Origin of the sequence: Pseudomonas sp. PDM20 (assembly GCF_014852575.3) — a bacterium.
Taxonomy (GTDB): Bacteria; Pseudomonadota; Gammaproteobacteria; order Pseudomonadales; family Pseudomonadaceae; genus Pseudomonas.
This window is the reverse complement of the sequence record NZ_CM181224.1, coordinates 5,874,037-5,894,777: the sequence shown is the minus strand read 5'-3', so window position 1 is coordinate 5,894,777 and position 20,741 is coordinate 5,874,037. Positions and strand designations below refer to the sequence as shown.

Annotated in this window: 19 protein-coding genes and 1 riboswitch; of the genes, 13 read left to right on the top strand and 6 right to left on the bottom strand. The window is 66.9% G+C overall.

The features are described 5' to 3' along the window. Nucleotides 1-60: 60 nt before the first annotated feature. Nucleotides 61-393: a DMT family transporter gene (locus IB261_RS27180; protein WP_151188513.1), complete on the bottom strand. Its 333-nt coding sequence runs from the start codon at nucleotides 391-393 to the stop codon at nucleotides 61-63. Nucleotides 394-528: 135 nt separating this feature from the next. On the opposite strand from IB261_RS27180, the gene IB261_RS27175 reads away from it, so the two are divergent. After that, a complete protein-coding gene (locus IB261_RS27175; protein WP_081515494.1) occupies nucleotides 529-1,413 on the top strand; it encodes a LysR family transcriptional regulator in 885 nt (294 codons plus the stop codon). A gap of 127 nt (nucleotides 1,414-1,540) precedes the next feature. Continuing rightward, the gene (gene waaA, locus IB261_RS27170) at nucleotides 1,541-2,821 is read left to right on the top strand and encodes a lipid IV(A) 3-deoxy-D-manno-octulosonic acid transferase (RefSeq protein WP_192383848.1); all 1,281 of its coding nucleotides are present in this window, start codon (nucleotides 1,541-1,543) and stop codon (nucleotides 2,819-2,821) included. On the opposite strand, the gene IB261_RS27165 is transcribed toward waaA, so the two are convergent. From IB261_RS27165 to IB261_RS27155, 3 genes are all read right to left on the bottom strand, one after another. Further along, complete coding sequence (locus IB261_RS27165; protein WP_192225214.1) at nucleotides 2,802-3,395, bottom strand: helix-turn-helix domain-containing protein; 594 nt, start codon at nucleotides 3,393-3,395, stop codon at nucleotides 2,802-2,804. The genes waaA and IB261_RS27165 overlap by 20 nt on opposite strands. A gap of 108 nt (nucleotides 3,396-3,503) precedes the next feature. Then, the gene (locus IB261_RS27160) at nucleotides 3,504-5,453 is read right to left on the bottom strand and encodes an oxidoreductase (RefSeq protein WP_081515497.1); all 1,950 of its coding nucleotides are present in this window, start codon (nucleotides 5,451-5,453) and stop codon (nucleotides 3,504-3,506) included. An 83-nt stretch (nucleotides 5,454-5,536) separates the two neighbouring features. Then, nucleotides 5,537-5,887 carry a EutQ-related cupin domain-containing protein gene (locus IB261_RS27155; RefSeq protein WP_081515498.1) on the bottom strand — a complete coding sequence of 117 codons (351 nt, stop codon included), beginning with the start codon at nucleotides 5,885-5,887 and terminating at the stop codon, nucleotides 5,537-5,539. Between the two features lie 348 nt (nucleotides 5,888-6,235). Here IB261_RS27155 and IB261_RS27150 point away from each other — a divergent pair, with 348 nt between their 5' ends. Together IB261_RS27150 and IB261_RS27145 are read left to right on the top strand one after the other, a co-directional pair. Next, entirely contained in the window at nucleotides 6,236-7,309 is a 1,074-nt protein-coding gene (locus IB261_RS27150) for an ABC transporter substrate-binding protein (protein ID WP_151188510.1), read from the top strand. Nucleotides 7,310-7,374: 65 nt separating this feature from the next. Then, entirely contained in the window at nucleotides 7,375-8,169 is a 795-nt protein-coding gene (locus tag IB261_RS27145) for a class II aldolase/adducin family protein (RefSeq protein WP_081515500.1), read from the top strand. Nucleotides 8,170-8,266: 97 nt separating this feature from the next. Here IB261_RS27145 and IB261_RS27140 read toward each other — a convergent pair whose 3' ends face one another. Next, entirely contained in the window at nucleotides 8,267-9,721 is a 1,455-nt protein-coding gene (locus tag IB261_RS27140; RefSeq protein WP_081515501.1) for a TolC family outer membrane protein, read from the bottom strand. Between the two features lie 172 nt (nucleotides 9,722-9,893). Next, nucleotides 9,894-10,001: riboswitch (TPP riboswitch) on the top strand. Nucleotides 10,002-10,114: 113 nt separating this feature from the next. Here IB261_RS27140 and thiC point away from each other — a divergent pair. Together thiC and cytX are read left to right on the top strand one after the other, a co-directional pair. Continuing rightward, complete coding sequence (gene thiC / locus IB261_RS27135; RefSeq protein WP_081515502.1) at nucleotides 10,115-11,995, top strand: phosphomethylpyrimidine synthase ThiC; 1,881 nt, start codon at nucleotides 10,115-10,117, stop codon at nucleotides 11,993-11,995. An 89-nt stretch (nucleotides 11,996-12,084) separates the two neighbouring features. After that, on the top strand, nucleotides 12,085-13,371 hold the full coding sequence (gene cytX, locus IB261_RS27130; RefSeq protein ID WP_192383725.1) for a putative hydroxymethylpyrimidine transporter CytX: 1,287 nt from the start codon (nucleotides 12,085-12,087) through the stop codon (nucleotides 13,369-13,371). Between the two features lie 155 nt (nucleotides 13,372-13,526). Here the strand turns inward: cytX and IB261_RS27125 are convergent, their stop codons facing one another. After that, a complete protein-coding gene (locus tag IB261_RS27125; RefSeq protein ID WP_192383726.1) occupies nucleotides 13,527-14,279 on the bottom strand; it encodes an RsiV family protein in 753 nt (250 codons plus the stop codon). A gap of 228 nt (nucleotides 14,280-14,507) precedes the next feature. Between IB261_RS27125 and IB261_RS27120 the strand changes: the two genes are divergently transcribed. The 7 genes from IB261_RS27120 (at nucleotide 14,508) to IB261_RS27090 (ending at nucleotide 20,738) form a co-directional block, all read left to right on the top strand. Continuing rightward, nucleotides 14,508-15,125, top strand: a complete 618-nt coding sequence (locus IB261_RS27120; protein WP_017520423.1) for an NUDIX domain-containing protein — start codon at nucleotides 14,508-14,510, stop codon at nucleotides 15,123-15,125. Next, nucleotides 15,116-15,574, top strand: coding sequence for a DUF1249 domain-containing protein (locus tag IB261_RS27115; protein ID WP_045216166.1), 459 nt, complete (start codon nucleotides 15,116-15,118; stop codon nucleotides 15,572-15,574). Before IB261_RS27120 ends, IB261_RS27115 begins: the two co-directional genes overlap by 10 nt. A gap of 169 nt (nucleotides 15,575-15,743) precedes the next feature. Further along, complete coding sequence (gene cpdA / locus IB261_RS27110; RefSeq protein ID WP_151188506.1) at nucleotides 15,744-16,553, top strand: 3',5'-cyclic-AMP phosphodiesterase; 810 nt, start codon at nucleotides 15,744-15,746, stop codon at nucleotides 16,551-16,553. Nucleotides 16,554-16,628: 75 nt separating this feature from the next. Next, entirely contained in the window at nucleotides 16,629-17,258 is a 630-nt protein-coding gene (locus IB261_RS27105; RefSeq protein ID WP_081515507.1) for a YqiA/YcfP family alpha/beta fold hydrolase, read from the top strand. 11 nt (nucleotides 17,259-17,269) lie between these two features. After that, nucleotides 17,270-19,165 carry a DNA topoisomerase IV subunit B gene (parE, locus tag IB261_RS27100; protein ID WP_081515508.1) on the top strand — a complete coding sequence of 632 codons (1,896 nt, stop codon included), beginning with the start codon at nucleotides 17,270-17,272 and terminating at the stop codon, nucleotides 19,163-19,165. Then, nucleotides 19,165-20,217 (top strand): esterase-like activity of phytase family protein, encoded by a 1,053-nt coding sequence (locus IB261_RS27095; RefSeq protein WP_151188504.1) that lies wholly within the window; start codon nucleotides 19,165-19,167, stop codon nucleotides 20,215-20,217. Before parE ends, IB261_RS27095 begins: the two co-directional genes overlap by 1 nt. Next, the gene (locus IB261_RS27090; protein WP_081515510.1) at nucleotides 20,214-20,738 is read left to right on the top strand and encodes a retropepsin-like aspartic protease family protein; all 525 of its coding nucleotides are present in this window, start codon (nucleotides 20,214-20,216) and stop codon (nucleotides 20,736-20,738) included. Before IB261_RS27095 ends, IB261_RS27090 begins: the two co-directional genes overlap by 4 nt. Nucleotides 20,739-20,741: the final 3 nt, after the last annotated feature.

The following is a 20,741-nucleotide window of genomic DNA, read 5'->3' as shown; positions in this document are numbered from 1 at the left end:
AAACGAAGCGCGCAGTATAACCCGATGGCGCGCGGCGACAGGCCGCGCACCATGGCCTCATCAGTGACCGGCGTTGCCGGAGAACAGCTGGATCACCACCACGCCGCTGACGATCAGGCCCATGCCGAGCAGGGCGGCGGTATCGAGCTTCTGCTGGTAGAGCACCAGCGCCGCGATGCTGACCAGCACGATGCCCAGGCCCGCCCAGATGGCGTAGGCGATGCCGACCGGAATGCTGCGCACCACCAAGGTGAGCATCCAGAAGGAAATGGCGTAGCCGACGATCACCAGCACCAGCGGCAGGGGCGTGGAGAAGCCCTTCACTGATTTCAGCGAAGCGGTGGCGATGACTTCGGCGACGATGGCAATGGCGAGGTAGAGATAGCCGGGCATGGTGGGTGCTCCCCGGAACGACACGCCGCTCGGTATGAGCGACACGCAGCTGACGTTCGAATCTGCCGGGCATTCTAGTCCCCCGGATGATGGGATAAAGTCATTACCTATCTGGATTGGAGATAGGTGGCGGCGATGCAGTGGAACCTGGACCAGTTGCGACTCTTCGTCAGCGTCGCCGATCAGTCGTCCTTCTCGGCGGCGGCGCGGCAGCTGCAGCGTGTGCAGTCGGCGGTGAGTTCGTCCATCGCGCTGCTGGAGAGCGACCTGGGCGTCACCCTGTTCGAACGCAGCAGCGGCCGCCAGCCGGTGCTGACCGGCGAGGGAAGGGCGCTGCTGGATGAAGCCCGTGAGGTGCTGCGCCAGTGCGAGCGCCTGGAAAGCCGGGCGCTGGCGCTGGTGCGCGGTACCGAGCCGTTGCTGCGCCTCGCGCAGGACGAGGCGATGCCCTACCAGCCGGTGCTTTCCGGGCTGCAGGCGCTGGCGCAGGAATTCCCCACCCTGGAGGTGCAGCTGGCCAGCGGCGCCCAGGGCGACGTGGCGCGCAAGCTGCTGGAGCGCCGCGCCGACCTCGGCCTGCTGTTTCATCATGAGGGCATGCCCGAGCAACTGGAGCGGCAGCGGCTGGGCACCATCGAAATGGTCACCGTGTGCGGCGCCGGGCATGAGCTGGCCAGGCTGGACTACGCCGACCGCCGTGAGCTGGCGCGGCATCGCCAGTTGCTGATGGCCCCGCAGGACAGCCACTACCCCGGCGGCGAGCAGATCAGCCCGCTGGTCTGGCGCGCCGACAGCTTCTACGCCATGGCCGAACTGCTGATGCGCGACCTCGGCTGGGCCTGGCTGCCGACCCACGTGGCGCAGTACCCGGCTTACCAGCCGCTGCTGGTGGAACTGGCCAGCGACTGGACGCCACCACCGCTGGTGGTTGAGCTGGTCTGGCGCCGCGACGAGCCGCTGGGGCCGGCGGCGCAGTGGTTGGGCGAGTGCTTTGCCGAGCACCTCGCTTCGCCGGTCTGAAGAGCTTTTCGTAGGGCGGATAACCTGGAACCGGTTATCCGCCGGCTCTTGCTCGACGGATAGCGCTGGCGCGGCTCTGATGGATTCTGCGGCGGGGGATGAGGGGAATTTGCTACTCTCCGCCGCCATGAACCGGACCCTCTATACCCTGCTGTTCCACCTGGGCCTGCCGCTGGTCGCGCTGCGCCTGTTCCTGCGCTCGCGCAAGGCGCCGGCCTATGCCCAGCGCGTCGGCGAGCGCTTCGCCCTCGGCCTGCCGGCGCTCAAGCCCGGCGGCATCTGGGTGCATGCGGTGTCGGTGGGCGAGAGCATCGCTGCCGCGCCGATGATCCGCGCGCTGATGCAGCGCCACCCCGGCCTGCCGATCACCGTCACCTGCATGACGCCCACCGGCTCCGAGCGCATCCGCGCGCTGTTCGGCGACCAGGTGCAGCACTGCTACCTGCCCTACGATTTGCCCTGGGCGGCGGCGCGCTTCCTCGACCGTGCGCAGCCGGTGCTGGGCGTGATCATGGAAACCGAGCTGTGGCCAAACCATATCCACCAGTGCGCCAAGCGCGGCATTCCGGTGGCTCTGGCCAATGCGCGGCTGTCTGAGCGCTCGGCGCGCGGTTATGCGCGCTTCGCCGGGCTGACCCGGCCGATGCTGGAAGAGATGAGCTGGATCGCCGTGCAGACCGAGACCGAAGCCGAACGCTTCCGCCAGCTTGGTGCGCGCCCGGACTGCGTGAGCGTGACCGGTTCGATCAAGTTCGACCTGACCATCGATCCCGAGCTGCTGGCGCGCGCCAGTGACCTGCGCGGCCAGTGGCAGGCGCAGCAGCGGCCGGTCTGGATTGCCGCCAGCACCCATGCCGGGGAAGACGAAATTATCCTCGCTGCGCACCGCCAGCTGCTGGAGAAACACCCGGACGCATTGCTGATCCTGGTGCCGCGTCACCCGGAACGCTTCAACCCGATGTTCGAGCTGTGCAGCCGCGAAGGCTTGCGCACCCTGCGCCGCTCCACCGGTGAGCAGGTCACGGCGGACACCCAGGTGCTGCTGGGCGACACCATGGGCGAGCTGCTGTTCCTCTATGCGCTGGCCGATGTCGCCTTCGTCGGCGGCAGCCTGGTGCCCAATGGCGGACATAACCTGCTGGAGCCGGCGGCGCTGGGCAAGCCGGTGCTGTCCGGCCCGCACCTGTTCAACTTCCTGGAAATCGCTGCGCAACTGCGCGAAGTCGGCGCGCTGCGCGAAGTGGTCGATGCGCCTTCGCTGGCCGTCGCCGTAGCGGCCCTGTGGGACGAGCCGACTTCGGCTGAGCGCATGGCCGAAGCGGGATTGGGCGTGATGAAGGCCAACCAGGGGGCGCTGGGGCGGTTGCTGGATGGCCTCGGGCGACTGATCAGAAAGTCGGCGGCGTAATCACCCAGAGCACCACGGCATCCACATCGCCGGGGTTGCCGTAGCGGTGTGGCTCCTGGCTGGAATAGCTGAAGCTGTCGCCTTCGTTGAGCACGAAATGCCGCTCGCCCACCCAGAGCTCGAAGGTGCCGCTGAGCAGGTAGCCGGCTTCCTCGCCGTCGTGGCTGTAGCTCTGCTGGCTGTAGGTGCCGGGCGGAAACTTCGAGTGGAGGATTTCCAGCTGGCGGCTGGGCTGCGGGCTGAGCAGTTCGTCGACGATGCCGTCTTCGTAATGCACGCTGGTGCGGGCGTTGCGCCGTACCACGTAGCCGGCGTCGGCCGGGTCGACCTGCACTTCGCTGGCGAAGAACCACTGGATGGTCACCCCCAGGCTGCGGGCGATGTTGAACAGCGCCGGGATCGACGGATAGGCCAGGTTGCGTTCCAGCTGGCTGATGTAGCCGGCGGTCAGCCCGCTCTGCTCGGCCAGCTCCGCCAGGGTCATGCCGCGCCGCTTGCGCAGGCCGCGGATGCGGGTGCCGAGGAACTGCGCTTCGGCGTTGGCGGGGGCTTCCTGCGGGGCTTTGCGGCTCATGCGAAGGGGGTCCGGGAAAGAAAGGCTACAGGCTACAGGCTTCAGGCGGCAGGCTGAAGCGGCTCTTGCTCTCACCTGCCGCCTTCAGCCTGCTGCTTGCCGCCGCTGTTAAATCGCCCACCCCGCCTTGAGGCCTTCGTAGATCGCTTCCTCCGCCGTGCGCGGTGCCAGGCAGTCGCCGATGCGGCGAACCTCCGCGAGGTCGGCGATTGCGTCGGCCAGTTCGTCCACCGGCTGGTGGCCCTGGCAGAGCACCAGGGTGTCGATGTTTTCCACCAGCATCGGCTCGCCGCTGGCGGTGTGTTGCAGGTACACGGTGCTGTCGTCGACGCCGTACAGGCGCGCATAAGGGGTGATGGTGATGCCCAGGCGGTGCAGCTCGCCGGCCATGTGGTCGCGCACGTAGAGCGGCAGGCTTTCGCCGGCGTGGGTGCCGTTCACCGCCAGGTGGACCTGGTGGCCGTCGCGCACCAGGCGCTCGGCGATGCCGGGAGCGATCCAGTCGGCGCGCCAGTCGGTGACCAGCACCGAGCGGCCCAGCTTCACTTCGCCACGCAGTACCTGCCAGGCGTCCACCACCTGCAGTTCGCCGGCTTCCTCGTAGGGCGGGCGATAGGGTGTGGCGCCGGTGGCGACGATGACCACGTCGGGGCGTTCCTGTTCGACCAATGCACGGTCGACGCGGGTGTTGCGGCGCACTTCGACGCCGGCCAGCTGCATCTCGCGTTGCAAGTTGGTGGAGGCGCCGCCGAACTCCGCCCGGCGTGGCAGCAACTGGGCAAGATTGACCTGCCCGCCGAGCTGGCCGGTGGCTTCGCAGAGGGTGACCTGATGGCCGCGCTGTGCCGCGACGGCGGCGGCCTTCATGCCGGCCGGCCCGCCGCCGACCACCAGCACGCGCTTGCGCTGGGCGGCCATCTTGCGTTCGGCGTAGATCAGCTCGCGGCCGGTTTCCGGGTGCTGGATGCAGGAGATCGGGTAGCCGCGGTGGAAGTGGCCGATGCACGCCTGGTTGCAGGCGATGCAGGCGCGCACGTCCTCGACGTGGCCGCTTTCGGTCTTGCCCGGCATCTGCGGGTCGCAGATCAGCGCGCGGGTCATGCCGCAGACGTCGGCCTGGCCGCGGGCGAGGATCAGCTCGGCTTCCTGCGGCTGGTTGATGCGCCCGGTGACGAACAGCGGGATCTCCAGGTTGCGCTTGAAGGTGCCGGCTTCGTTCGCCAGGTAAGCCGCTTCGACGGCCATCGGCGGAACGATATGGATGGCACCGCCCAGCGAGGCGGAGGTGCCAGCGACTATGTGCACGTAGTCCAGCGAGTCCTGCAGGCCCTTCACGCCCTGCAGCGATTCGTCTTCGGTGAGGCCTTCCGGGTCGCGCTCGTCGGCGGAGATGCGCAGGCCGATGATGAACTCCGGGTCGGTGGCGGCGCGCACGGCGGCGATCACTTCGCGGGTGAAGCGCAGGCGCGCGTCGAGGTCGCCGTTGTAGCCGTCGGTGCGGCGGTTCACCCGTGGGTTGAGGAACTGCGCCGGCAGGTAGCCGTGGCTGGCGACCACTTCCACGCCGTCGATGCCGGCGGCATGCAGGCGGCGAGCGGCGTCGGCGTAGCCCTGGACGATCTCGTCGATCATCGCCTGGCTCAGCTCGCGGGGCATCACCCGGAAGCGTTCGTTGGGCGAGGCGGACGGCGCGTAGGCCACGGCCAGCAGGCCGTCGCTGGATTCCATGATCTCGCGGCCAGGGTGGAACACCTGCGACAGCACCACGGTGCCCTCGGCGTGGCAGGCCTCGGCGATGCGCCGGTAGCCGGGGATGCACTCGTCATCGGTGGCCATCAGCACGTGGGAGGTGTAGCGGGCGCTGTCGTGCACGCCGGCGACCTGCAGCACGATCAGGCCGACGCCGCCCTTGGCGCGGGCGGTGTGGTAGGCCACCAACTGGTCATTGACCAAGTTGTCGGTGGGCATCGAGGTGTCGTGCCCGGTGGACATGATGCGGTTCTTCAGCTCCTTGCCGCGGATGCGCAGCGGGCTGAACAGGTGGGGAAACTGGCTCATCGGGCAACTCCGGATTCTTGTTGTGGTGCAGCTTGGGGTGCAGCGTTGAAACGCCGGCCGCGTCGGGCGGCGGGGGAGCGGGCTCAGGCGTTGCGCGCCTGCCAGTCAACCGGATAGAGCGCGTAGAACACGCAGGCTTTCTCGCCTTCGTAGGCCAGCGGCGTGCGTTCGGGGACCCAGATCACGTCGCCCGGTTTGGCGTCGATCACCTGGTCGGCCAGGCGCAGGCGGAAATTGCCTTCCAGCACCACGATCAGCTCGTCGTAGAGCACCGTCCACTCGATGGACACGCCGTCGAAGCGCGCCAGGCCCGCGCCCATGGTTTCGCTGTCCGCCGGGCCGATCAGCCGGCAGATGGCGGCGCGTTCGATGTCTTGCCCACCGTAGGGTTGGAATTGCAGGGCGGACTGCTGGAAGTGACGGACCTGGGACACGGCGGCTTCTCCTCGAACGGACAATGTTGTCTAGGCAAGTGTTATTTAAGTTGTATCTATGGAAATTTACCGCCAGTAAAAAATCAACTTGTTTTTTTAAAAGTGACTGGGTAGTTTCAATCTCGCCCCGGACGCCCCGGGGTCACCGCGACGTGCTCCACAACAACTACAAGAGGAGAGGCGCATGAACCGTCCCGTACGGTCCCCCCTCGCATGGCGGGCCCACCCGCTGGCAATCGATTTCTCACTGCCCTGCCTTTCCTGCAACGTTGTTTCGGCGCGCCCGTCCAGCGTGTGCGCGGCCATCCCGGCTGCGCCCATTGCCACCTACGACTGGGGGTATGCTCGATGACTTTCCACCGCAACACCTGCCACAAGCGCTCCTTCCTCAAAACCGCCGTCTCGCCGCTGCTGCTTGCACTCGGGCTCTGCTGCGGCGCCGCCCAGGCCGCCGAGAACATGGTGGTAGTGGGCTACGGCGGCGCCGGCCAGAAGGCCCAGGACGCAGCCTTCTTCCAGCCCTTCAGCAAGCAGTCCGGGGTCGGCGTGACCCAGACCGAGTACAACGGCGAGATGGCGCGCATCAAGGTGATGGCCGACACCGGCCATGCCGACTGGGATGTGGTGCAGATCGAAGGGCCGGACCTGGCCCGGGGCTGCGACGAAGGCCTGTTCGTGCCGCTGGACTGGCAGCAGATCGGCGGCAAGGACCAGCTGATTTCCAATGCCGCGAAGGACTGTGGTTCCGCTGCGCTGGTCTGGGGCGTGGCCATCGCCTACGACGCCGACAAGCTCAAGCCGGCGCCGCAATCCTGGGCGGATTTCTGGGACGTGAAGAAATTCCCCGGCAAGCGTGGCCTGCGCAAGCGCGCCATCTACAACCTGGAGTTCGCCCTGATGGCCGACGGCGTGAAGCCCGCGGACGTCTACAAGGAACTGGGCACCAAGGCCGGCGTCGACCGTGCCTTCGCCAAGCTCGACCAGATCAAGCCCTACGTGCAGTGGTGGGAGGCTGGCGCGCAACCGCCGCAGTGGCTGGCCGCCGGTGATGTGGTGATGACCACCACCTACACCGGGCGTATCGCCGATGCCTTCAAGGCCGGGCGCAACCTGCAACTGGTCTGGCCGGGCAGCCTGTACGGCATGGACTACTGGGCGATCATCAAGGGCTCCACGCACGTCGATGCGGCCAAGCGCTTCATCGCCTTCGCCAACGGCGCCGATGCGCAAGTCGACTACGTGAAGCACATTGCGTATGGTCCGACCAACACGCAGGCCGCCGAACGCCTGCCTGCCGACCTCGCTGGCTGGGTGCCGACCTCGAAGCAGAACCTGCCCGTGGGCCTGGCGATGGACGACGAGTTCTGGGTTGACCACGGCGAGGAGCTGGAAGAACGCTTCAACGCCTGGGCCGCGCAATGACCGGATCGTGACCGTGACGCCGGGGCAATCGCCCCGGCGCCTTTTGCCTTGAGGAGGAGAGCACCATGACGTCGCTGCAGGCGCCGGCCCCGAGCCGCGCCACCTGTTCGCCCGAAGAATGGACACTGCGTGAGGAGCTGGCGGCCTGCTACCGCCTGATCGCGCACTACCGCATGACCGACCTGATCTTCACCCACATCTCGGTGCGCATCCCCGGTCCCGAACACCATTTCCTGATCAACCCCTATGGCCTGATGTTCGACGAGATCACCGCCTCCAGCCTGGTGAAGATCGACCTGTCCGGCCATGCGGTGGAGCCGTCGCCATACAAGGTCAACCCGGCCGGCTTCGTGATCCACAGCGCCATCCACGGCGCCCGCGAAGACGCGCAGTGCGTGCTGCATACCCACACCCGCGCCGGCTGCGCGGTGGCGGCACAGGCCTGCGGTTTGCTGCCGCTGAACCAGATATCCCTGGAGTTCTACGGACGCCTCGGCTACCACGACTACGAGGGCATCGCCTTGTCGATGGACGAGCAGGAGCGCCTGGTGCGCGACCTGGGCGACCACTACGGCCTGATGCTGCGCAACCACGGCCTGCTGACCGTAGGGCAGACGGTGCAGCAGGCGTTCCTGCGCATGTACTACCTGGAGAAAGCCTGCGACATCCAGCTGGCGGCCCAGGCGGGCGGTGAGCTGGTGATCCCGCCGGAGGAGGTGTGCCGTCACACCGAGCAGCAATTCAACGCCCCGGCGCGGCCGCTGGCGGAAGGGGAGTTGAGCGACCCGGATGGTTACGACCTGGCGTGGTCGGCATTGCTGCGCATGCTGGACCGGGTGTCGCCGGGGTATCGCGACTGACCGGCGCCGTCGTTTCAGTCCGCTTCTGCGATCAATGCCAGGGCGATTGTCCGGCAAGAAAAAGCCCCGCGATGCGGGGCTTTTTCTTGGGGCTGGGTCAGTACTTCGCGCCAGCCTTGAGTTGCGCCTCGGCGGCCTTGGCCAGGTCCGGCGGGAGGAAGTCCTTGTCCGGGTTGTAGTCCGGCTTCAGGTATGCCCCCAGTGCCTCCAGGTCGCTCGGCGCGAGGGTGCCGGCGGTCTGCTTGAGGCTCAGGTTGTCGAGGATGTAGTCGTAGCGGGTGTTGTTGTAGTCGCGCACCGAGTTGTACAGCGAACGCTGGGCGTCCAGTACGTCGACGATGTTGCGGGTACCGACCTGGTAACCGATCTCGGTGGCTTCCAGCGAGCTCTGGTTGGAGATGATCGCCTGGCGACGCGCCTTTACCTGCTCCACGTCTGTGTTCACCGCGCGGTGCTGGTTGCGGGCGTCCTGAACCACCTGGCGGCGCTGGCTTTCGCGCAGCTGTTCGCTCTGGTTCAGGCGCTGGTAGGCCTCGCGGACCTGGGAGCTGGTCAGGCCGCCGCTGTAGATCGGCACGTTGAGCTGCAGGCCGATGCTGCTCTGGTCGACATACTTGCCGTAGTGCGGCTCACCCGGCAAACCGGAGTTGGAGAAGCCCAGGGCATCGTTGTCGCCCTTCTGGTACTGGGCCACGGCGTCCACGGTCGGCAGGTGGCCGGCCTTGCGCTGGCGCAGGGTCTCTTCGGCGGCGTCGACCGCGTAGTTGCTGGCCTGCAGGCGCAGGTTCTGCTGGACCGAGGTGTCCACCCAGGCCTTGGCGTCGTTGGGGATCGGCGCGACGACCGGCAGCGAGTGGAGGATGCCCTCGATGGAGCTGTACTCGCGGTTGGTCAGGGTCACCAAGGCCTGGAAGGCGTCATCCACCTGCTGCTCGGCCACCAGGCGGTTGGCCCGCGCAGTGTCGTAGCTGGCCTGGGATTCGAGCACGTCGGTCTTGTCGGAGAGGCCGACGTCGAAGCGTTCGTTGGACTGGTCGAGCTGGCGCTTGAACGCCGCTTCCTCGGCCTTGCTGGCGGCCAGGTTGTCCTGGGCGCGGAGTACGCCGAAGTAGGTCTGGGCGGTCTGCAGGATCAGTTGCTGCTGGGTCGCGGAGAATTCCAGCTGGGCCTGTTCGGTGGTGTTTTCCGCGGCCTTGAGCTGGAACCAGCGGTCCGCGCGGAACAGCGGCTGGCTCAGGCTCGCCTGGACCAGCTGGGTGTTGCGGTTCAGCGTAGCGCTGGGGGTGTCCAGCGAAGTGCGGGTGCTGCCCGTGCTGGCGCCGGCATTGATCTGTGGCAGCAGGCCGGAGCGTGCCTGGGGCACGGCTTCCTTGCGCGCCAGGTAGTCGGCCTGGGCGGCGGCGAGATCGGCGTTGTTGTCGACGGCATCCTTGTAGACGTTGATCAGGTCCGTCTTGGTGGGCAGCGAGGGAGCGGCCGGAGCGGGCTGTGCAGCCCAGGCAAAGCCTGTCGTTGCGGCTACAGCGACAGCCAGAGAGAGTCTGCGCAGCATTCGTTCATCCTGGAAAGTGATGCGAGGTGGGGCAAGGCTACGGTCGCCGCCGGTGGCGGTCAAGGCACGTTCGTACGAGCCTTCCGAGGCAGGAGTGTAGCCGCGTGTAGGCAATCGCGCGTTTTCGGCCGGGCGGCGTTGGCTTATCCGTGCGCACTTGATTAGACTGCGGGCGTTCTTGTCGGGGTGCCCCATTGCGAGGGGCTGAGATCGGATAGTTCCGGATCCCGTTGAACCTGATCGGGTTAGCACCCGCGTAGGGAACAAGAAGTACGCATCCCGCGGCGCATTCCGCCCCGGCCCCAGCCCTCTCCGGGATGCGTCCCTTCGCTGCAGCTAGCAGCTCCTCTCGTCCCAGGTTCTCCCCCGGCAATCAACCCCAGGAGAGCCAGGATGAGCACCCAGAAAAACAACGTCACCCGCCTTGAACAGCTGGACCGCCAGTCGACCCAGCCCTTTCCGAATTCGAAGAAGGTCTACCTGACCGGCTCGCGCCCGGACATCCGCGTCCCGGTGCGGGAAATCTCCCTCGCCGACACTCCGACCGCCTTCGGTGGCGAGAAGAACGCCCCGGTGATGGTCTACGACACCTCCGGTCCCTACACCGACCCGGACGTACGCATCGACCTGCGCAAGGGCCTGCCGGATGTGCGCTCGCGCTGGATCGACGAGCGCGGCGACACTGAAATCCTTCCCGGCCTGACCTCCGAGTTCGGCCAGTCGCGCCTGGCCGATGCCAGCCTCGACGCCCTGCGCTTCGCCCACGTGCGCACCCCGCGCCGCGCCAAGGCCGGCGGCAACGTCACGCAGATGCACTACGCGCGCCAGGGCATCATCACGCCGGAGATGGAATACATCGCCATCCGCGAGAACATGAAGCTGCAGGAAGCCCGCGCCGCCGGCCTGCTGGACGCCCAGCATCCGGGGCAGAGCTTCGGGGCGAGCATTCCCAAGGAAATCACCCCCGAGTTCGTCCGCGAGGAAGTGGCCCGCGGCCGCGCGATCATCCCGGCGAACATCAACCACATCGAACTGGAACCGATGATCATCGGCCGCAACTTCCTGGTGAAGATCAACGGCAACATCGGCAACAGCGCGCTGGGTTCCTCCATCGAGGAAGAAGTGGAGAAGCTCACCTGGGGTATCCGCTGGGGCGCCGACACGGTGATGGACCTGTCCACCGGCAAGCACATCCACGAGACCCGCGAGTGGATCCTGCGCAACAGCCCGGTACCCATCGGCACCGTGCCGATCTACCAGGCGCTGGAGAAGGTCAACGGCGTCGCCGAGGACCTGACCTGGGAAATATTCCGTGACACCCTGATCGAACAGGCCGAGCAGGGCGTGGACTATTTCACCATTCACGCTGGCGTGCTGCTGCGCTACGTGCCGCTGACCGCCAAGCGCGTCACCGGCATCGTCTCCCGTGGCGGCTCGATCATGGCCAAGTGGTGCCTGGCCCATCACCAGGAGAATTTCCTCTACACCCACTTCGAGGAAATCTGCCAGATCATGAAGGCCTACGACGTCAGCTTCTCGCTGGGCGACGGCCTGCGTCCGGGCTCGGTGGCCGATGCCAACGACGCCGCGCAGTTCGGCGAGCTGGAGACCTTGGGCGAGCTGACCCGGATCGCCTGGAAGCATGACGTCCAGGTGCTGATCGAGGGTCCCGGCCACGTGCCGATGCACCTGATCAAGGAGAACATGGACAAGCAGCTGGAGTGCTGCGACGAGGCGCCGTTCTACACCCTCGGCCCGCTGACCACCGACATCGCGCCGGGCTACGACCACATCACCTCGGGCATCGGTGCGGCGATGATCGGCTGGTTCGGCTGCGCCATGCTCTGCTACGTCACGCCCAAGGAGCACCTGGGCCTGCCGAACAAGGATGACGTGAAGACCGGCATCATCACCTACAAGATCGCCGCGCACGCCGCCGACCTTGCCAAGGGCCATCCGGGCGCGCAGATCCGCGACAACGCGCTGTCCAAGGCGCGCTTCGAGTTCCGCTGGGAGGACCAGTTCAACCTCGGCCTGGACCCGGACACTGCCCGCGCCTTCCACGACGAGACCCTGCCCAAGGACTCGGCCAAGGTGGCGCACTTCTGCTCCATGTGCGGGCCGAAGTTCTGCTCCATGAAGATCACCCAGGAAGTCCGCGACTACGCCAAGGAAAACGGCCTCACCGATGAGCAGAAAGCCATCGAGGCCGGCTTCCAGGAGCAGGCCGCGCGCTTCAAGGACGAAGGTTCGGTGATCTACAAGCAGGTGTGACACCCGCGCCCGGCTCTTCGCGGAGCCGGGCGTTTTCGCTCCATCCCAAGAACAAGACCCACTCAACCACACTGAGCCCTGCACGCATCGTGACCACTACCGCCATCGACTATTCACCGACCTCCGCCGTGGGCAGCGCCCAGCGCGTGCTCGGCCTGCGCGACCTGTTTTCCCTCTGGTTCTCCCTGGGCATCGGCCTGATGGTGCTGCAGACCGGCGCCCTGCTGGCGCCGGGCCTGGGCCTGGCCGGCGCACTCGGTGCAATCCTGCTCGGCACCCTGGTCGGCGTGCTGCTGCTGGCCAGCGCCGGGGTGATCGGCACCGACACCGGCCTGTCCGCCATGGCGTCGCTCAAGCTCAGCCTGGGCAGCCACGGCGCCGCGCTGCCAGCGCTGCTGAACCTGATGCAGCTGATCGGCTGGGGCGCCTTCGAGATCATCGTCATGCGCGACGCCGCCAGCCTGCTGGCGACCCGTGCCTTCGGCGAAGGCAGCCTGTGGACCAATCCGGCCCTCTGGACGCTGGTATTCGGTGCGCTGGCGACCCTGCTGGCGGTTGCCGGCCCGCTCGCCTTCGTGCGCAAGGTGCTGCGCCGCTGGGGCATCTGGCTGCTGCTCGCGGCGTGCGTCTGGCTGACCGTCGACCTGTTCCAGCGCGCCGACCTGGCCGCACTCTGGGCCAAGGCCGGCGACGGCTCGCTGTCCTTCGCCGTGGGTTTCGACATCGCCATCGCCATGCCGCTGTCGTGGCTACCGCTGATCGCCGACTACTCGCGCTTCGGCAAGCGCGCCGGGCAGACCTTCACCGGCGCTGCGCTGGGCTTCTTCATCGGCTGCTTCTGGCTGATGGGGCTGGGCGTGGCCTACACCCTGGCGTTCGCCCAGGGCACTGACGCCAATGCGCTGCTGCTGGCTCTGGCCGGCGCCGGCATGGGCATCCCGCTGCTGCTGATCCTGCTGGACGAGTCGGAAAAGGCCTTCGCCGACATCCACTCGGCGGCGGTTTCCAGCGGCATCCTGCTGCCGCTCAAGGTCGAGCTGCTGGCCCTGGCCATCGGCGTGATCTGCACCCTGATCGCCTGGTTCGCACCGCTTGCGCAATACCAGAACTTCCTGCTGCTGATCGGCTCGGTGTTCGCCCCGCTGTTCGGCGTAGTGCTGATCGACCACTTCGTCCTGCGCCGCCGCGCGCCGGCCGCGATTGCCCATGGCCTGCGCTGGGGTTCGCTGGTCGCCTGGGGCGGTGGCGTGGTGGTGTATCACCTGCTGGCGAACTACCAGCCGGACCTGGGCGCGACCCTGCCGGCGCTGGTCGTGGCCGGTGTGCTGCAGCTGCTGCTGGGGCGCGTTGGTGCCAGGGTGCCGGCTTCGGCGTGATGCTGTTCGCGGGCATGGCCCGCTCCTACAAAAGCTGAGCCATTGCTCCGCGGCCAACTGTAGGAGCGGGCCATGCCCGCGACCTGGAACGCTCCTGAGCAGTCGGTGAATCGCGGACGAATCCGCGATGGCTCTCAGACTACTCTGATCGAGAGTTACTGCGCCCCACGCCCCGGGAAGTAGTAGGTCTTCACGATGCCATTCAGGCGCGGATACGGAATCTTCAGCTCCGGGTGCCCGACCGAATGCGGGGCGATGCGGTCGATGTCGTACTTGAGCGTCATCGCGCCGAAGGTCAGGGCGAAGTGCTCGGTCGGCTGGAACGGCCAGTCCTTCGAGAAGTTCGGGTCCTGCTCGTCCAGCTTGTTCTGCAGGATCCACGCCTGGTGCGCCATGCGCGCCACCTTCCAGAAGTTGTCCTCCTGGCCGGGCAGAAGAATGTCCTGGAGGGTGAGCACCTTGTGGATGCGTCGATCATAATTGATGAACGCGCGGCCGGGCTGGCCGTACTCGCCGCCGGTGAAGCGATAGCTGGACAGCTCGATGATCACCAGACCGTCATGCTGTTCGCGGATCTTCGCTTGCAGGTAGGAGCTCCAGCCGGGCTGGGCCGAATCGAGGAAGCGCTTCTCGTAGACGTCCAGGCTGGCGGGCGCCGCGCCGTCGCCGTCGCGGGCCAGTTGCAGCAGTTGCGTGTTGATCGCCTCGTTGAGCGCCGGCTCGTCGTCGAAGCTGAGGGTGTCGAGGTTGAACAGCGGGCACTGCTCGCCCTGGCAACCGGGTTTGGGGTGTTCGAAGGCGGTGTGCTGCGCGGCCAGCGGTTCGTCGAGCGCGGGCTTGAACAGACCCTGGCATGCCCCCAATAACAGGCTGATGCCGCACAGGGCTGCTAGTTTCAGAAGTCGCATGGGATTCCTTGTCGTGGACTTTCGCCGGCAATGGAGTGGTTCGACCGCCATCGGCGCTGCCGGTTCGGCGGTTGATTATGAACCACTTTGCGAACCCCGGCTGCGTGCGGCGGTCACAGCCAATCTGGCCGTCCGGCCGCCCGCGAAAGAGGCTGCGTCGCCTTCGGCGGCGCGATAGGATGGCGCGAAGTTCAATGCACTGTCAGTAGGAACGGGAGTAGGAACGGGATGTCGGAAACGTTCAAACCAGGCCCCCAGGACATCGAGATCCAGAAGCGCGAGCAGTGCTTCAAGGGCTTCTACAAGGTCGACCGCCTGCACCTGCGGCATCGCCAGTTCGCCGGCGGTATGGGCCCGGTGCTCAAGCGCGAGTTGTTCGTGCGCCACGATGCCGTGTGTGTGCTGCCCTACGATCCGCAGCGCGATGAAGTGGTGCTGATCGAGCAGTTCCGCGTCGGCGCCATGGACGCCGGGGTCAATCCCTGGCTGATGGAACTGGTGGCAGGGCTGATCGACAAGGACGAGGAGCCCGAGGAAGTCGCCCGCCGCGAAGCGGTGGAAGAGGCTGGCCTGACCCTCGGCGCGCTCTGGCCGATTGCCCAGTACCTGCCGTCGCCCGGTGGCAGCAACGAACTGGTGCACCTGTTCGTCGGCCGCTGCGACAGCAGCAATGCCTCGGGCATCCACGGGCTGGAGGAAGAGGGCGAGGACATCCGCGTCCATGTCATGCCGTTCGAGGAAGCACTGCAGGCCGTACGTGACGGCCGCATCAACAACGCGGCGAGCATGCTCGCCCTGCAATGGCTGGCGCTCAATCGCGCCGAGGTAAGGGGGTTATGGGTGTGAATCTGTTGCGCGAGCGCTATCGCGTCGACCTGGCGGGTCTGCAGGCGACCTGCGAGGCGAACTACTTGCGCCTGATGCGCCTGTTGCCGGAAATGCGCGAGGCCCAGGTCTCGCGCCGCGTGGCGCTCAGCGAAGGCGAGCGCCTGCTCGGCGTGCTGGCGCTGGACGTGATCGAAGCCTGCCCCTACACCACCGTGCTGCAGGTGCGCCAGGAGCTGGGCCTGCCCTGGCTGCCGGCGCCCAAGCTGGAAGTGCGGGTGTACCACGATGCACGCATGGCCGAAGTGGTCGGCGCCGAGCAGGCGCGCCGCCTGCTGGCGATCTACCCCTACCCGAACCAGGCGATGCACCAGCCGGACGAGAAGAACCAGCTCAACCAGTTCCTCGGCGAATGGCTGAGCCACTGCCTGTCCTGCGGTCACGAGCTGGAACCGGTGCTGCAACGCTGAAATCACGATGATGGCCATGTGATATGGTTGTGCGTGATATCCTGCCCGCCCATCGCAGACTCGTGTCCCTAACTGTGATCTGTGACGCTTTCCCGGTTTGCTCAGGGGGGCGCCTGTCACCATACTTCGTCACGAATTCCCGCACGCCCGCCTCACAGGAGAAGGCGTTTTGCCCACCCAGCCCACCGCTTCCGATTCCGTCCTGGTCGTCCAGCTTTCCGACAGCCACCTGTTCGCGCAGGAGAATGGCCGGCTGCTGGGCATGGATACCGCCGACAGCCTGACCCAGGTGGTTCGCCTGGTGGGCGAGGAGCAACCGGTAATCGACCTGGTGCTGGCCACGGGTGATCTCTCCCAGGATGGCTCGGTCGAGTCCTACCAGCGCTTCCGCGACATCACCGCGCCGATCGACGCAGCGACCCGCTGGTTCCCCGGCAATCACGACGAAATGGAGCCGATGCGCGAAGCCGCCGCCGGCACCGACCTGCTCGACCCGGTGATCGACCTGGGCGCCTGGCGGGTGATCCTGCTGGACTCCACCATTCCCGGCGCGGTGCCGGGGCAGATGACCGTCGAGCAGATACAACTGCTGGAGTGCGCCATCCAGGCCGCGCCGGACAAGCACCTGCTGATCAGCTTCCACCACCACCCGGTGTCCATCGGCAGCCAGTGGATGGACCGCATCGGCATCTACAACCCGGAACGGTTGTTCGCCGTAATCGACCGCTATCCGAACGTGCGCTGCCTGCTCTGGGGGCATGTGCACCAGGAGATCGATCGCATGCGCGGCGACGTGCGCCTGCTGGCCTCGCCGTCGACCTGTGTGCAGTTCACCCCGGGCAGCGAGGACTTCTGCGTCGACAGCCCGGCGCCGGGCTACCGCTGGTTGCGGCTGATGGCGGATGGCGAAGTGCAGACCGGCGTTTCGCGAGTGACCGACATCGAGTTTGAAGTCGACTACAGCATCAAGGGCTATTGATCGGTCACGCTTCGAACGCCTTGCGACGCTGACCCACTTGCGGCATGCCACTTGCAGCTTGTAGCCTCCCGGCCCATGACCGCATTCCTCTATATCCACGGCTTCAACAGTTCGCCCGGCTCGCAGAAGGCGCGCCAGTTCACGGCCGCCATGGAGCGCCTGGGCCTGGCCGAGCAACTGCGCGTGCCCGCGCTGCATCACCATCCGCGCAAGGCTTTGGCGCAACTGGAAGCCGCCATCGCCGAACTGGGCCAGCCGCTGCTGATCGGCAGCTCCCTGGGCGGTTACTACGCGACGTACCTGGCCGAGCGCCATGGACTGAAGGCTGTGCTGATCAACCCGGCGGTGGCACCGCACCGGCTGTTCGACGGCCAGCTCGGCCCGCAGACCAACTATTACAGCGGCGAGACCTGGGAACTGACCCTGGACCACGTCGCCGCGCTGGCGGAACTGGAAGTCCCCGCGCCCGCCGACGGCTCGCGCTACCAGGTGTGGCTGCAGACCGCCGACGAAACCCTCGACTACCGCGCCGCCGAGCGCTACTACCGCGCCGGCGCGTTGCGCATCGAGTCCGGCGGCGACCACGGCTTCCAGCGCTTCGTCAGCCATCTGCCGGCGCTCCTGGCCTTTGCCGGGGTGCCGTCCAGCCAATGGCGCGACGTGGATTTCTCCGACTTTGAAGCCATCACCTCTTCGACTGATTAAGCAGGAACCCCATGGCCCAGCAGAACGCCTATAACGCAGACGCCATCGAGGTTCTCTCCGGCCTCGACCCGGTGCGCAAGCGCCCGGGCATGTATACCGACACCTCGCGGCCCAACCACCTGGCCCAGGAAGTCATCGACAACAGCGTCGACGAAGCCCTCGCCGGCCACGCCAAGAGCGTGCAGGTGATCCTCCACGAGGACAACTCGCTGGAAGTGATCGACGACGGCCGCGGCATGCCGGTGGATATCCACCCTGAAGAGGGCGTGCCCGGCGTCGAGCTGATCCTCACCAAGCTGCACGCCGGCGGCAAGTTCTCCAACAAGAACTACCAGTTCTCCGGCGGCCTGCACGGCGTGGGCATCTCGGTGGTGAACGCGCTGTCGACCCTGGTCGAGGTGCGGGTCAAGCGTGACGGCAACGAATACCGCATGACCTTCGCCGACGGCTTCAAGTCCAGCGACCTCGAGGTCGTCGGCACCGTCGGCAAGCGCAACACCGGCACCAGCGTGCATTTCTGGCCGGACGCCAAGTACTTCGACTCGCACAAGTTCTCCGTCAGCCGCCTCAAGCACGTGCTCAAGGCCAAGGCCGTGCTGTGCCCGGGCCTGCTGGTCAGCTTCGAGGACAAGTCCACCGGCGAACGCATCGAGTGGCACTACGAGGACGGCCTGCGCTCCTACCTGGTCGACTCGGTTTCCGAGAACCTGCGCCTGCCCGACGAGCCGTTCTGCGGCTCGCTGGCCGGCAACAAGGAAGCGGTGGACTGGGCCCTGCTGTGGCTGCCCGAGGGCGGCGAATCTCTGCAGGAAAGCTACGTCAACCTGATCCCCACTGCCCAGGGCGGCACCCACGTCAACGGCCTGCGCCAGGGCCTGCTGGACGCGATGCGCGAGTTCTGCGAATTCCGCAACCTGCTGCCGCGCGGCGTGAAGCTGGCCCCGGAAGACGTCTGGGAGCGTATCGCCTTCGTCCTCTCGATGAAGATGCAGGAGCCGCAGTTCTCCGGCCAGACCAAGGAGCGCCTGTCCTCCCGCGAGGCCGCCGCGTTCGTCTCCGGAGTGGTCAAGGATGCCTTCAGCCTGTGGCTCAACGCCCACCCCGAGCTGGGCCTGCAGCTGGCCGAGCTGGCTATCAGCAACGCCGGCCGTCGCCTCAAGGCGGGCAAGAAGGTCGAGCGCAAGAAGATCACCCAGGGCCCGGCGCTGCCCGGCAAGCTTGCTGACTGCGCGGGGCAGGACCCGATGCGTTCCGAGCTGTTCCTGGTGGAGGGCGACTCCGCCGGCGGCTCGGCCAAGCAGGCGCGGGACAAGGAATTCCAGGCGATCATGCCGCTGCGCGGGAAGATCCTGAACACCTGGGAGGTGGACGGCGGCGAAGTGCTCGCCAGCCAGGAAGTCCACGACATCGCCGTGGCCATCGGCGTCGATCCGGGGGCGGCCGACCTGAGCCAGCTGCGCTACGGCAAGATCTGCATCCTCGCCGACGCCGACTCCGACGGCCTGCACATCGCCACCCTGCTGTGCGCGCTGTTCGTCCGTCACTTCCGCCCGCTGGTGGAAGCCGGCCACGTCTACGTCGCCATGCCGCCGCTGTTCCGTATCGACCTGGGCAAGGAAGTCTTCTACGCCCTGGACGAAGCCGAGCGCGATGGCATCCTCGACCGCCTTGCCGCCGAGAAGCGCCGTGGCAAGCCGCAGGTCACCCGATTCAAGGGCCTGGGCGAGATGAACCCGCCGCAGCTGCGCGAAACCACCATGGACCCGAACACCCGTCGCCTGGTCCAGCTGACCCTGGAAGACACCGAGGGCACCGTGGAAATGATGGACATGCTGCTGGCCAAGAAACGCGCCGGCGACCGCAAGTCCTGGCTGGAAACCAAGGGCAACCTGGCGGACATCGCCTGATGCGCTGGTTGTTGGCCTGCTCCTGTCTGATCGCGGGCCTTTGCGCCGGCCCCGCCGTGGCCGCCCAGGCACCCGAACAGGCTGCCAAGGCTGCCGCGCCGCTCGCCACGCCCATGGCGCCAGCGTCGCTGCAGTTCGTCGCGGAACATCCGGTGGAAGGCATGCCCAGCGGCAACCTCTCCGGGCTCGCGCTGTGCGGCAACGAGATGTGGACGGTCTCCGACCGCGATGACGACCGCCTCTATCGCCTGCTGATCGACGAAACGCCGGGCAAGGCCTGGCAGGCCACCGCCGAACCCTTCGTGGTGCCGGGCACGCCGGAAAGCGGCCTGTCCTGGGGCACACGCGCGCGGGTCAGCATTGGCGGCCTGTTGCGCGGCGGCGCCATGGACTTCGAAGGCATCAGCTGCGACCAGGCGGGCAACCGCTATGTGGTCAGCGAGGGCTATGCCGCCGTCCTGCTGCTGCCCGCCGTTGGCGAGCCGAGCTGGCTGCCGTTGCCGCAGAACCTGCTGCGCCAGGCTCGCGCCAGTGGCCTGCTGATGGAATTCAATGCGCTCTACGAAGGCATCGCCATCAGCGCCGACGGCAAGCAGCTGTGGCTGGCCGCCGAGCGTCAGCGTCGCGGCCTACTCAAGGTGCATAACGAGAACGGCACCTGGAAGTGCGATGGCAACTGCGTGATGCTCAGCGAAGGCGGCACCGCGCTGCCGCCGCCGGAGCTGGGCGCCGAGCGCGCGCTGCCGATCGATTTCTCCGATCTCGCGCTGTACAAGGACAAGCTGTTCACCCTGGAACGCCTGGCGCACCAGATCTGCCGCCGCGATGCCAAGACCGGCGCGCAGGAGCTTTGCTGGTCCTTCGCCGCCGGTGCGCTGGCCCCGGAACGGCGCTACGACCTGCCTTACGGCGTGGCCGAAGCGCTGATCCTCGACGACCAGGGTGCCTGGATCGGCCTGGACAACGGCGAGCACGCCCGCGCCGACGGTGACGGACGCCCCTACGTGCTGCGCTTCGCGGCGCCGGCCGGCGGCTGGCTCGGTGGCAAATGAACGACGCGGCGCCGGGCAAGCGGATCGGCAAGATCATGATGTTCCTCGCCTGGGGCGCGGGCATCCTGCTGGCCACCCGCTATTTCGGTGCCTGGGAAACCCGTCAGCACAACCCCAATCCGCAGCCGCAGTCGACCCGCGGCGACGGCTACGTGGAAGTGCGGCTGATCGGCAATCGCGCCGGCCACTATGTGGTGGACGGCAGGATCGGCAGCGAGACGGTGACCTTCATGCTCGACACCGGCGCCACCCAGGTGGCCCTGCCGCAGCGCCTGGCCGATCGCCTCGGCCTGCCGCGTGGCTTGCCGGTGACCCTGGACACCGCCAACGGCCGCAGTCAGGGCTGGCGCACGCGCCTGCCCAGCCTGCAGCTTGGCGACATCCGCCTGACCGATGTGCCGGCGCTGATTGCGCCGGGCATGGAGGGCGACGAGGTGCTGCTCGGCATGAGCGCACTCAGACAACTGGATTTCACCCAGCAGGACGGCACCCTGGTGCTGCGCCAGCGATCTACACCGTGAGGC

What these genes read in the sequence shown, in the direction of transcription:
- IB261_RS27180 (WP_151188513.1), bottom strand. Translation starts at nt 393, where the DNA reads ATGCCCGGCTATCTCTACCTCGCCATTGCCATCGTCGCCGAAGTCATC.
- IB261_RS27175 (WP_081515494.1), top strand. Translation starts at nt 529, where the DNA reads ATGCAGTGGAACCTGGACCAGTTGCGACTCTTCGTCAGCGTCGCCGAT.
- waaA (WP_192383848.1), top strand. Translation starts at nt 1,541, where the DNA reads ATGAACCGGACCCTCTATACCCTGCTGTTCCACCTGGGCCTGCCGCTG.
- IB261_RS27165 (WP_192225214.1), bottom strand. Translation starts at nt 3,395, where the DNA reads ATGAGCCGCAAAGCCCCGCAGGAAGCCCCCGCCAACGCCGAAGCGCAG.
- IB261_RS27160 (WP_081515497.1), bottom strand. Translation starts at nt 5,453, where the DNA reads ATGAGCCAGTTTCCCCACCTGTTCAGCCCGCTGCGCATCCGCGGCAAG.
- IB261_RS27150 (WP_151188510.1), top strand. Translation starts at nt 6,236, where the DNA reads ATGACTTTCCACCGCAACACCTGCCACAAGCGCTCCTTCCTCAAAACC.
- IB261_RS27145 (WP_081515500.1), top strand. Translation starts at nt 7,375, where the DNA reads ATGACGTCGCTGCAGGCGCCGGCCCCGAGCCGCGCCACCTGTTCGCCC.
- IB261_RS27140 (WP_081515501.1), bottom strand. Translation starts at nt 9,721, where the DNA reads ATGCTGCGCAGACTCTCTCTGGCTGTCGCTGTAGCCGCAACGACAGGC.
- thiC (WP_081515502.1), top strand. Translation starts at nt 10,115, where the DNA reads ATGAGCACCCAGAAAAACAACGTCACCCGCCTTGAACAGCTGGACCGC.
- IB261_RS27125 (WP_192383726.1), bottom strand. Translation starts at nt 14,279, where the DNA reads ATGCGACTTCTGAAACTAGCAGCCCTGTGCGGCATCAGCCTGTTATTG.
- IB261_RS27120 (WP_017520423.1), top strand. Translation starts at nt 14,508, where the DNA reads ATGTCGGAAACGTTCAAACCAGGCCCCCAGGACATCGAGATCCAGAAG.
- IB261_RS27115 (WP_045216166.1), top strand. Translation starts at nt 15,116, where the DNA reads ATGGGTGTGAATCTGTTGCGCGAGCGCTATCGCGTCGACCTGGCGGGT.
- IB261_RS27105 (WP_081515507.1), top strand. Translation starts at nt 16,629, where the DNA reads ATGACCGCATTCCTCTATATCCACGGCTTCAACAGTTCGCCCGGCTCG.
- parE (WP_081515508.1), top strand. Translation starts at nt 17,270, where the DNA reads ATGGCCCAGCAGAACGCCTATAACGCAGACGCCATCGAGGTTCTCTCC.
- IB261_RS27095 (WP_151188504.1), top strand. Translation starts at nt 19,165, where the DNA reads ATGCGCTGGTTGTTGGCCTGCTCCTGTCTGATCGCGGGCCTTTGCGCC.
- IB261_RS27090 (WP_081515510.1), top strand. Translation starts at nt 20,214, where the DNA reads ATGAACGACGCGGCGCCGGGCAAGCGGATCGGCAAGATCATGATGTTC.